The 11,621-nt window shown below is 68.8% G+C and carries 9 protein-coding genes; 8 read left to right on the top strand and 1 reads right to left on the bottom strand.

What is annotated here, in order from left to right:
• Positions 1-1,046, bottom strand: a 1,046-nt coding sequence (locus AOJ26_RS28715; RefSeq protein WP_053851269.1) for an SCO2400 family protein, incomplete at its 3' end; no start/stop codon positions are given.
• Between the two features lie 302 nt (positions 1,047-1,348).
• On the opposite strand from AOJ26_RS28715, the gene AOJ26_RS28710 reads away from it, so the two are divergent.
• The 8 genes from AOJ26_RS28710 to AOJ26_RS28675 form a co-directional block, all read left to right on the top strand.
• The gene (locus tag AOJ26_RS28710) at positions 1,349-2,506 is read left to right on the top strand and encodes a mandelate racemase/muconate lactonizing enzyme family protein (RefSeq protein ID WP_053851268.1); all 1,158 of its coding nucleotides are present in this window, start codon (positions 1,349-1,351) and stop codon (positions 2,504-2,506) included.
• Positions 2,503-3,507, top strand: coding sequence for a zinc-dependent alcohol dehydrogenase (locus AOJ26_RS28705; protein ID WP_053851267.1), 1,005 nt, complete (start codon positions 2,503-2,505; stop codon positions 3,505-3,507). The genes AOJ26_RS28710 and AOJ26_RS28705 overlap by 4 nt, the downstream gene beginning before the upstream one ends.
• A 108-nt stretch (positions 3,508-3,615) precedes the next feature.
• Positions 3,616-4,587 carry a hypothetical protein gene (locus AOJ26_RS28700; protein ID WP_053851266.1) on the top strand — a complete coding sequence of 324 codons (972 nt, stop codon included), beginning with the start codon at positions 3,616-3,618 and terminating at the stop codon, positions 4,585-4,587.
• Positions 4,588-4,734: 147 nt separating this feature from the next.
• The gene (chvE, locus tag AOJ26_RS28695; protein ID WP_053851270.1) at positions 4,735-5,841 is read left to right on the top strand and encodes a multiple monosaccharide ABC transporter substrate-binding protein; all 1,107 of its coding nucleotides are present in this window, start codon (positions 4,735-4,737) and stop codon (positions 5,839-5,841) included.
• Between the two features lie 32 nt (positions 5,842-5,873).
• Complete coding sequence (mmsA, locus tag AOJ26_RS28690; RefSeq protein WP_053851265.1) at positions 5,874-7,424, top strand: multiple monosaccharide ABC transporter ATP-binding protein; 1,551 nt, start codon at positions 5,874-5,876, stop codon at positions 7,422-7,424.
• Positions 7,421-8,668 carry a multiple monosaccharide ABC transporter permease gene (gene mmsB, locus AOJ26_RS28685; protein ID WP_053851264.1) on the top strand — a complete coding sequence of 416 codons (1,248 nt, stop codon included), beginning with the start codon at positions 7,421-7,423 and terminating at the stop codon, positions 8,666-8,668. The genes mmsA and mmsB overlap by 4 nt, the downstream gene beginning before the upstream one ends.
• A 60-nt stretch (positions 8,669-8,728) precedes the next feature.
• The gene (locus tag AOJ26_RS28680) at positions 8,729-9,880 is read left to right on the top strand and encodes an aldose epimerase family protein (protein WP_053851263.1); all 1,152 of its coding nucleotides are present in this window, start codon (positions 8,729-8,731) and stop codon (positions 9,878-9,880) included.
• A 175-nt stretch (positions 9,881-10,055) separates the two neighbouring features.
• On the top strand, positions 10,056-11,621 hold a 1,566-nt coding region (locus AOJ26_RS28675; RefSeq protein WP_053851262.1), incomplete at its 3' end, for a pyridoxal phosphate-dependent aminotransferase.

The following is an 11,621-nucleotide window of genomic DNA, read 5'->3' as shown; positions in this document are numbered from 1 at the left end:
GACGTGGGCGTGGCGGTGGGGGTCGACGCACCGGAAGGCCTGGTGCTCGCCGACCCGGCCTCGGGGCTCTTGCTCGCGTCGGGGTCCCCGCTCTTGGACGCGGAGGGTGATGGGGACTCGGAGGCCGACGGAGAAGGCGAGTCGGAGGGAACGGCTTCTCCGGAGCGGGTCTCCCCGGACGCCGGCTCGCTCACCTCCGGGGAAGCACCGCCCTCGGCCGACTCCCCGCCCGCCGCGGCCGGTCTGGAGGGAGATCCCGGGGCGTCCATGCCCAGCTCCGCGAGGCTGAGACCGCCGGCCGCGAGCACGAAGCCCGCGGCGATCAGCAGGGTCCGGCGTCGGCGACGGCGGTGCGCTGCCGCTTTGCGATCGCGACGACTGGCTCCGTCGGAGGGGTCGTCCGGGTCGTCGGACTCGTCGTCGTCGCGCTCGCCGTACTCGTCGTGGGCGTCCTCGGGTTCCGCGGGGCCCCGGCCGCGTGCGCGTCGGCGTGACGCCCGGCCGCCGGTGGATTCCACGGCCCCCTCGGCCGCGCTGTCGGCCCCCTGGGCGGGGTTGGCATCGATGTCGGGATCGGCGCCCGGGCCGGCGTCGGCCCCGGTCGAGCCGTACTCCGCCGGCCCACCGCCCACCGGATCACCCGCGCGTGAGGCGCTCGCGTGTCCGTCCTCGCCGTACACCGCGCCGCCCTGGCCGCCTCCGTACGCCATGTCGGCCTGACCGGCCGTGCCGTACGTCCCGCCGCCCTGGCCGTCGGTGCCGTACGCCATGTCCCCCTGGCCGGCCATGCCGTACGCGCCGTGCGGGGAGGGATCCTGGGCGCCCCGACCCTCTCCCCCGTACGGCGTCGTCCCGGGGCCGTCCGCGGTGCCGTACTGCGACTCGGCGACCCCGTAGGCCGCGTACGCCGGGACCGCGTGCTCCGGCGGCTGGGCCTGGGCGGGCACGCGCGGGGTGTACGCGCGCAGCTCTTCGATGGAGGTGCCGCACCCCGGGCAGGCGAGGGCGCCGTTGAGGTGCCTTCGGCACGGGTCGCAGTAGTCCATGACGCGGGAAGACTAAGTTCCTCTCACCTGCCTTTCATAGTCACGCCTGTGAAGGTTGTGTGTCGAACTACCCGCTTCGACGCGGCGAGTTGAGGGGTGTGCCGGGGACCGTTCGGGCATCCTTCCCGATCTCGTCGAAACCGACTTCGAAAGCCGTGTCGAAAGCAGTGTCGAAACCGTTATGCGTTCGACCCATTGACACTCCCGCCACCCCCTCCCTACTGTCACGTCAGCATTTCGAACGTGTGACGAAATTTCGAACAGACGTCACTGAGCCGACGAAGCAACGAGGGGCAACCGCCGTGCGCATCACCGGAATCAGCACACACGTGGTCGGGACGCCGTGGCGCAACCTGACGTACGTCCAGGTGCACACCGACGAAGGCATCACCGGAGTCGGCGAGACCCGGATGCTGGGACACACCGACGCGCTGATCGGCTACCTGCGGGAGGCCGAGGCCAATCACATTCTCGGCTCCGACCCGTTCGCTGTCGAGGACCTCGTCAAGAGGATGAAGTACGGCGACTACGGTCGGGCCGGCGAGATCGTCATGTCCGGCATCGCCGTGATCGAGATGGCTTGCTGGGACATCAAGGGCAAGGCCCTCGGCGTGCCGGTCTGGCAGCTCCTGGGCGGCAAGGTCACCGACAAGGTCAAGGCGTACGCCAACGGCTGGTACACCACCGAGCGGACGCCGGAGGCCTACCACAAGGCCGCCCGGGGGGTCATGGAGCGCGGTTACAAGGCGCTGAAGATCGATCCCTTCGGCACCGGCCACTTCGAGCTGGACCACGAGCAGAGCCTGTACGCCGTCTCCCTCATCGAGGCCGTCCGGGACGCCATCGGCCCGGACGCCGAGCTGATGCTGGAGATGCACGGCCGCTTCTCGCCGTCGACCGCCGTCCGGCTGGCCAAGGACCTCGCGCCCTTCAAGCCCGCGTGGCTGGAGGAGCCGGTGCCGCCGGAGAACCTGAAGGCGCTGGAGAAGGTCGCCGCCAAGGTCGACATCCCGGTCGCCACCGGTGAGCGCATCCACGACCGCATCGAGTTCCGCGAGCTCTTCGAGAGCCAGGCCGTGGACATCATCCAGCCCGACGTCGGCCACATCGGCGGCATCTGGGAGACCCGGAAGCTGGCCGCGACCGCCGAGACCCACTACATGCTGGTCGCCCCGCACAACGTGGGTGGTCCGGTGCTGACCGCCGCCTCCCTCCAGGTCGGGTTCACCTCCCCGAACTTCAAGATCCTGGAGCACTTCAACGACTTCGCCGACGCGGAGATCAAGAAGGTCGTCAAGGGCGCCCCGCAGGTCGTGGACGGCTACTTCCACCTCTCCGACGCGCCGGGTCTCGGTGTCGAGTTGGACGTGGACGCGGCCGCCGAGTTCCCGCAGCAGCAGGCCCGGTTCGACCTCTGGGCCGAGGGCTGGGAGCAGCGCAAGCCCAAGGGCACCAAGTGAGCACCCAGGTCGTCATCGAGGGGCCCGGCGAGCACCGGCTCGACGAGCACGCCCCTCGTCAGCCCGCGTCCGGTGAGGCGCTGGTGCGCGTCCACGCGGTCGGCATCTGCGGCAGCGACCGCGAGGTGTACCAGGGCAACCGGCCCGAGGGATACGTGCGTTATCCCCTCACACCGGGCCATGAGTGGTCCGGGACGGTGGAGGCGGTCGGGGCGGATGTGCCTTCAACTCTTGTCGGCCGCAAGGTCGTCGGCGAGGGTTTCCGCAACTGCCAGGTCTGCGACCGCTGTCACGCGGGTGAGACGACGCTGTGCACGGCCGGGTACGAGGAGACCGGGTTCACCCAGCCGGGTGCGATGGCCACCACGTTGACCCTGCCCGCCCGTCTGCTGCACGTCCTGCCGGACGACGCCGACCTGACGGCCGCGGCCCTGCTGGAGCCGGCCGCCTGCATCGCGGCCGCCGCGATCAAGGCGAACGCCCTGCCCGGCGAGCGGGTGGCCGTGGTGGGGACCGGGACGCTCGGGATGTTCGCCGTTCAGTTCCTGAAGGCGAACTCCCCCGCCGAGCTGCTCGTGGTAGGGACCCGGCCCGACCGGGCGGAGCTTTCGAAAGCTTTCGGTGCCACCGACTTCCGCACCAGGACGCAGGAGCTCCCGGACGACTTCGACGTCGTGATCGAGACCGCGGGGTCCGCGTCCGCCGCGCGCACCGCCGCCTCCCTGCTCAGGCGGGGCGGACGTCTGGTCCTGACGGGCATCCCGGCGCCGGGCGCCGAGGGGCTCGACCCGACGGACCTGGTCGTGCGGCAGTTGGAGGTGCACACCGTCTTCGGTGCCCCGCCGGACGCCTGGGCGCACACGGTGCGGGTCTTCGGGGCCGGCCTGCTCGATCCGCTGCCGCTGGTCACGCACGAGCTGCCGCTCGACGGGTTCCCGGAGGCGATCGAGCTGGTCGGGTCCGGTGACCCGAAGGTCGGGAAGGTGCTGCTCCGCCCCTAGACGTACGCCGGTACGGGGTGACCTGACCACTCCGTACCGGCGTACACCCAGCCCCGCACGACTTGAGCCGCGAACCTTGTCCGACATTTCGAACACAAAGGACAGCTTGTGACGACCGACGCTTCCGCCCCGGCGGCCCGCCGACCCGGTGAGCAGGCGCTCGCCGCGCTCGGCCTGGGCGCGCCCGCCCTCGATCCCGCCGACGCCTCACCGCACGCCTTCCCCGGCGGCGGCCGCTGGCGCACCGAGATCCCCTCGTGCGAGGGGCCGGAGGCGCTGGCCGTCGTCCTGAAGGAAGCCTCGCGGCTCGACGTGCCGATCCACCGGATCAGTCAGGGCAGCGGGGTGTGGATGCTGACCGACGCCGAGATCACCGAGATGGTCGACGCCACGAACGAGCGGGACATCGAGCTCTGCCTGTTCACCGGTCCGCGCGGCACCTGGGACATCGGCGGCTCCGTCCGGACCGACTCGCGCGGCGGGGGCCTCCGGGCCCGCGGCCACGACGCGGTGGCCGGCTGTGTCGAAGACGCCGTCCGCGCAACGGAGTTGGGGGTCCAGTGCCTCCTCGTCGCCGACGAGGGCGTGCTGTGGACACTGCACCGGGCGCGGGCCGCCGGCATCATCCCGGCCGACACCACCCTGAAGTTGAGCGCGCTCGTCGGTCCGGTCAACCCGGCCGCCTTCGCGGTCTACGAGAACCTGGGCGCCGACTCGATCAACGTGCCCAGCGATCTGACGCTCGATCACCTCACCGAGATCCGGCGGGTGTCGGCCGCTCCGATGGACATGTACATCGAGGCGCCCGACGATCTCGGCGGTTATGTACGGATGTACGAGGTCGCCGAACTCATCCGGCGCGGTGCGCCGCTCTACCTGAAGTTCGGCCTGTCGAAGGCCCCGGGGATCTACCCGTACGGCCACCACCTGCGTGATCTGACCCTGAACACGGCCCGGGAACGGGTGCGTCGGGGGCGGCTCGCCCTGGACCTGTTGGCACGCCACGGAGCGGACGGCGACATGGCGCCGCTCGGTTCGCGACTGCCCGGGGCTCTGAAGCGTTTCGAAACACCCTCATAACGTTTCGGACCGAGTCCCTTCACAAAAGCAGACGCAGTCACACACAATCCCACACACCCTCTTGTCCTCGGTCCGAGCCGCACCTCGTTGCCGGAGCGTCACCGCACCACCCAGACCGAGCCCGTCCCGACATCAAGGATGATGATCATGCGTACTCGTCGAGCCGCACTCACCGCCATAGCCGGCGCCGCCTCGCTCGCCCTCACCCTCACCGCCTGCGGCCAGAACAGCGAGGGCGGCAGCGAGGAGAAGGCCGGCAGCGCCAAGGGCGCGACCATCGGCATCGCGATGCCGACCAAGTCCTCCGAGCGGTGGATCACCGACGGCGCCAACGTCGAGAAGGACCTCAAGGCCAAGGGCTACAAGACCAAGCTGGTCTTCGGCGAGGACGACCCCGACCAGCAGGTCTCCCAGATCGAGAACCTGATCACCCAGGGCGTCAAGGCACTCGTCATCGCCGCCATCGACAACAAGTCCCTGAACAACGTCCTCCAGCAGGCCGCCGACGCCAAGATCCCGGTCATCTCCTACGACCGCCTGATCCTCGGCACGAAGAACGTCGACTACTACGCGTCCTTCGACAACGAGAAGGTCGGCAAGCTCCAGGCCCAGTACATCGTCGACAAGCTCGGTCTGGAGAGCGGCAAGGGCCCCTTCAACATCGAGCTGTTCGCCGGCTCCAACGACGACAACAACACCAAGTACTTCTTCAACGGCGCGATGAGCGTGCTCCAGCCGTACATCGACAGCAAGAAGCTCGTCGTCAAGTCCGGCCAGACCAAGCTCACCCAGGTCACCACGCTGCGCTGGGACGGCGCCACCGCCCAGAAGCGCATGGAGGACATCCTCACCTCCACGTACGGCAGCGCCAAGGTCGACGCGGTCCTGTCGCCGTACGACGGCATCTCCATCGGCATCATCGCCGCCCTGAAGTCGGACGGTTACGGCTCGGGCAGCAAGAAGCTCCCGGTGGTCACCGGCCAGGACGCCGAGCTGGCCTCGGTGAAGTCGATCATCGCCGGCCAGCAGTCGATGACGATCTACAAGGACCTGCGCAAGCTCGCCCAGGTCGCCACCGACATGGTGGACGCCTCCCTCAACGGCAAGAAGCCCGAGATCAACGACACCAAGTCCTACGACAACGGCACCAAGGTCGTCCCGGCCTACCTGCTCCAGCCGGTGAGCGTCGACAAGAGCAACTACGTCAAGGAGCTCGTGGACGACGGCTACTACACGGCGGACCAGCTCAAGTAAGCGTCGAACCTTACGGATTGGAAGGCACGACCATGGCGGGACCCGTCCTGGAAATGCGCTCGATCGTCAAGACCTTTCCCGGCGTCAAGGCGCTGTCGGACGTCACACTGACCGTCCGCCAGGGCGAGGTCCACGCCATCTGCGGTGAGAACGGCGCCGGCAAGTCCACCTTGATGAAGGTGCTCTCCGGCGTCCATCCGCACGGCACCTACGAGGGGGACATCCTCTTCGAGGGAGAGCTCTGCTCCTTCAAGGACATCCGGGCGAGCGAGCAGCACGGCATTGTCATCATCCACCAGGAGCTGGCACTCGTGCCGTTCCTGTCGATCGCGGAGAACATCTTCCTCGGCAACGAGCACGCCGCGGGCGGGTTCATCAACTGGAACGAGACGCTGAAGCACGCCACCGAACTGCTGCGCCGGGTGGGTCTGACCGACCACCCGGAGACCCGGATCGCCGACATCGGCGTGGGCAAGCAGCAGCTCGTGGAGATCGCCAAGGCACTCTCCAAGAAGGTGAAGCTCCTCATCCTGGACGAGCCGACCGCGGCTCTGAACGACGAGGACAGCGGCAAACTCCTGGATCTCATCCTGGAGTTGAAGAAGCAGGGCATCACCTCGATCATCATCTCCCACAAGCTCAACGAGATCCGCCGGGTCGCCGACTCGGTCACGATCATCCGCGACGGGAGGTCCATCGAGACCCTCGACGTGAAGGCCCCGGAGACCACCGAGGACCGGATCATCACGGGCATGGTCGGCCGCGACCTCGACCACCGCTTCCCCGACCGCACGCCCTACGAGGGCGAGGTGGACGCGGCCCCGGCGCTGGAGATCCGCGACTGGACCGTCCACCACCCGATCGACCAGTCGCGCAAGGTGGTCGACAACGTGTCGATCAACGTGCGGCGCGGGGAGATCGTCGGCATCGCGGGCCTGATGGGCGCGGGGCGCACCGAGCTCGCGATGAGCGTGTTCGGGCGCACCTACGGCCGGCACGCGGGCGGCCAGGTCCTCAAGGACGGCAAGGAGATCCGTACCAGGACCGTCGCCGAGGCGGTCAAGCACGGCATCGCCTACGTCACCGAGGACCGCAAGCACTACGGCCTCAACCTCATCGACACCATCAACCGCAACATCTCGCTGACGGCCCTGAACAAGGTGGCCAAGCGCGGGGTGGTGGACGAGCACGAGGAACGGCAGGTCGCCGAGCGGTTCCGCAAGTCCATGAACATCAAGGCGCCGACCGTCTTCGAGCCGGTGGGCAAGCTCTCCGGCGGCAACCAGCAGAAGGTCGTCCTCAGCAAGTGGATCTTCGCGGGTCCCGAGGTGCTGATCCTGGACGAGCCCACGCGCGGCATCGACGTGGGCGCCAAGTACGAGATCTACACGGTCATCGACCAGCTGGCCGCCGAGGGCAAGGCGGTCATCTTCATCTCCTCCGAGCTGCCGGAACTGCTCGGCATGTGCGACCGCATCTACACCATGGCCGCCGGACGCCTCACGGGTGAGGTTCCGCGGGCCGAGGCCACGCAGGAAGTGCTGATGCGCCAGATGACGAAGGACAAAGAGGTAACGCGATGAGCACCGATGTGACGAAGGTCCCGGCCGCGGCGCCGCCGGGCAAGGGCGGGGGGTCGTCGTCCTCCGGCGAGGGCCTGCTCCAGCTGATGCTGAACGGGCTGCGCCGCAACATGCGGCAGTACGGCATGCTGATCGCGCTCGGCCTGATCGTCGTGCTGTTCGCCGTGTGGACCGACGGCGACCTGCTGCTGCCGCGCAACGTGTCCAACCTGGTGCTCCAGAACAGCTACATCCTGATCCTCGCGATCGGCATGATGCTGGTGATCATCGCGGGGCACATCGACCTGTCGGTCGGTTCACTGACCGCGTTCGTGGGCGCCTTCGCGGCCGTCCTGACCGTGCAGCACGACGTGGCATGGCCGGTCGCCCTGGTGCTGTGCCTGGTGGTGGGTGCCGTCGCGGGCTCGATCCAGGGCTACTTGATCGCGTATCTCGGCATACCGTCGTTCATCGTCACGCTGGCCGGCATGCTGCTCTTCCGCGGTCTGACGGAGATCTTCCTGGAGGGCCAGACCCTCGGCCCCTTCCCGGACGGGCTCCAGAAGCTCGGCAACGGCTTCCTGCCGGAGGTCGGCCCGGAGACCAACTACCACAACATCACGCTGCTGCTGGGCTTCGTCCTGCTGGCCTTCGTGATCCTCCAGGAGCTTCGTGAGCGGCGGCGCTCGCAGGAGTTCTCCCTGGAAGTGGCGCCGCGCAACCTCTTCCTGCTCAAGCTGGTCGCCATCAGCGCGGCGATCATCGCCCTGACGATGATGCTCGCCAGCTACAAGGGCGCGCCGATCATCCTGCTGGTCCTCGGTGTGCTCGTGGTCGGCTACGGCTACGTCATGCGCAACGCGGTCTTCGGCCGGCACATCTACGCGATCGGCGGCAACCTGCCGGCCGCGAAGCTGTCCGGCGTCAAGGACAAGAAGGTCACCTTCCTTGTCTTCCTGAACATGGGCGTGCTCGCGGCCCTGGCGGGTCTGGTGGTCGCAGCCCGTCTGAACGCGGCCTCCCCGAAGGCGGGCCTGAACTTCGAACTCGAGGCCATCGCCTCGTCGTTCATCGGTGGCGCGTCCATGAGCGGCGGTGTGGGAACCGTCCTCGGCGCGATCATCGGTGGTCTCGTCCTCGGTGTGCTGAACAACGGCATGAACCTCCTCAGTGTCGGCACCGACTGGCAGCAGGTCATCAAGGGCCTCGCCCTGCTGGCTGCGGTCGGGTTCGACGTGTGGAACAAGCGCAAGTCCGGTTCGTAAGTCATCTCGGGCCCCGTCGGAGCAACCGGCGGGGCCCGCTTCCTTCACAGGAGCCGCTAGATGGAACTGAACAGACGAACGGTCATCGCCGGTGCCGCGGCCGCGGGAATCGCCGCGACGACGCTCGGGGGCACCGCTGAGGCAGCAGCCGCCGGCAGGAAGCCGACCAAGAAGGTCTTCGGCACCCTGGCCGACGGCACGAAGGTCCACATCTGGTCGCTGGCCAACGGCGGCACGCGCATGAAGGTCCTGTCCTGGGGCGGTGTCGTCCAGTCCCTGGAGATCCCGGACCGCAAGGGCCACTACGCGAACGTCTCGGCGGGCTTCGACAACCTCGATGACTACGTCGCCAAGACCCCGTACTTCGGCGCGCTGATCGGGCGGTACGGCAACCGCATCGCCAAGGGGCAGTTCACCCTGGACGGCAAGAGCTACCAGCTCTCCGTGAACGACGGCGACAACAGCCTGCACGGCGGCACCCAGGGCTTCGACAAGCGGGTGTGGGACGTCGAGCCGTTCACCAAGGGCTCGGACGTCGGCCTGCACCTGTACCACACGTCGGTCGACGGCGAGATGGGCTACCCGGGCACCCTCAAGGTGAAGGTGACGTACACCCTCACCCGGCACGGTGACTGGCGGATCGACTACGAGGCCACCACCGACAAGGCCACCGTGGTCAACCTGACCAGCCACGTGTACTGGAACCTGGGCGGCGAGGGCACCGGCACCATCGAGGACCACGAGCTGCGCATCGCCGCCTCCCGCTACACGCCCACCGACTCGGGCCTCATCCCGACCGGTGAGCTGGCGAGGGTCGCGGGCACCCCCTTCGACTTCCGCAAGGGCAAGCAGATCGGCCGGGACATCCGCGTCGGGCACCCGCAGCTGGTCACCGCCAAGGGCTTCGACCACAACTGGGTCCTCGACAAGGGCATCACGGCCAAGCCCGAGCACGTGGCGACCCTGCGCGACCGGGCGTCCGGCCGCACCCTGCGGATCTCCACCGTCGAGCCGGGTCTGCAGTTCTACTCGGGCAACTTCCTCGACGGCACCCTGGTCGGCCCCTCCGGTCACACCTACCGCCAGGGCGACGCCCTGTGCCTGGAGACGCAGCACTTCCCGGACTCGCCGAACCACCCGTCGTTCCCCTCGACGGTGCTGCGCCCGGGACAGACGTACCGGACCACGACGATCCACTCGTTCGACGCCTGACCTGTACAGATGCGGAGACCGGGACCGGGGTTCCCGAACTCACACTTCTTTCACACCCGTTGAACAGCGCCACGCAGGAATCCGTATGTAAGGGCGGCCCGTGCTCCCCCGCGCGGGCCACCCAATGACGACGGACCCGGTCGTCCCCGCCGGGTCCGCCCCATACGGAGGTTCGATGGCCGACAACGTCACCTCGTTGTTCCGCAGCACGACTGCGCACAGCCCGTCCATGGCGGCGCTGGCGCGTGAAGGCGGAGACGGGACCGGCCCGGTGGACTTCTGTATCCCCTGCAACCCCTACTTCCCCACCCCGGCGATGATGGACACCATGGCCGCACGGCTGAAGGACATCATCACCTACTACCCCAGCAGCGCCGACACGATCACCGCCGAGCTGTGCAACCTGCTCCAACTGCCGCCGCAGGCCGTGGCGATGGGCAACGGCTCCACCGAACTGATCACCTGGATCGACCACCTGCTGGTCCGCGAGTCCCTCGCCGTCCCGGTCCCCACCTTCGGCCGCTGGACCGACCAGCCGATGGAGACCGGCAAGCGGGTCGACATGTTCCCGCTCCAGGAGTCCAGCGGATTCGCCCTGGACCTCGCGCAGTACGCCGAGTTCATACGCACCCGGGGCACGCGGGTCGCGGTCATCTGCAACCCGAACAACCCCGACGGCGGCTTCCTCCACAAGCACGCGCTCGTGCAGTTCATGGACGCCATGGCCGACCTGGACCTCATCGTCATCGACGAGTCGTTCCTGGAGTTCGCGGACGCCGAGCAGGAGCCGAGCGTCGTCCAGGAGGCGATGGTCCGGCCGAACGTGATCGTGCTGCGCAGCCTCGGCAAGAACTTCGGCCTGCACGGCATCCGCTTCGGCTACATGGTCGCCAACCCCTCGCTGGCCGGCCGGGTCCGCTCGATGCTGCCGAAGTGGAACCTCAACGCCTTCGCCGAGTACGTGGTGTTCATGCTCAAGGAGCACGGCGCCGAGTACGCGCAGAGCCTGCACCAGGTCCGCCGGGACCGCCTCGACATGGCGAGCCAGCTCGCCGCGCTGCCCGGTCTGACCGTCTACCCCTCGCAGGGGAACTTCCTCTTCGTGCGCCTGCCGGTGGGCGCCGAGGGCACCGTGGTCCGGGACCGGATGCTCACCGAGCACCGCATCCTCGTCCGCGAGTGCGGCAACAAGATCGGCTCTTCCAGCCGCTTCCTGCGGCTCGTGGTGCGCCCCCAGGTGGACGTGCGTCGCCTGGTGTCCGGCCTGGAACAGGTGCTCTACGGGACCAGGAGGGGAGCCGCCGTGCCCGAGCTCGCTCAAGGGACCGGCTACAGCTCGGGTACGGCGGCAGTGGACCGGCTGGTCGGCCAGACCAACGGGGCCGGTCTTCAGGGACTCGCGGCGATGGCCTCCGGCGCTTCGGCGGGGGCCGGCATGCCGATGCCCGTCGCCCAGCCGGTGGCGGTGGCCGCGGCGGCTCCCCTGGGGGCGGCCGCCTCCCTGGGAGCGGGGGTGCCGATGCCGGCCCAGATGCCGGCGCCTGCCCCGATGCCCGCGCCCGCACCTCCGCCCCCGCCCGCCCAGATGCCGACGCCGGTACCGGCTCCGACGCCCGTACCGGCTCCGGCGCCCTTCCCGCCGCCCGGCGGACCGACCCCGCCCGGGGTGCCGGCCCGTGGGGGGCTCACCGCCGCGCAGGTGCGGGGGCTGACCGCGCCGGCACCCCGGGCGGGGTCGGTC

This window comes from Streptomyces sp. NRRL B-24085 (assembly GCF_001282115.1).
Lineage (GTDB): Bacteria > Actinomycetota > Actinomycetes > Streptomycetales > Streptomycetaceae > Streptomyces.
This window is presented reverse-complemented; position numbering and strand designations above follow the sequence as displayed.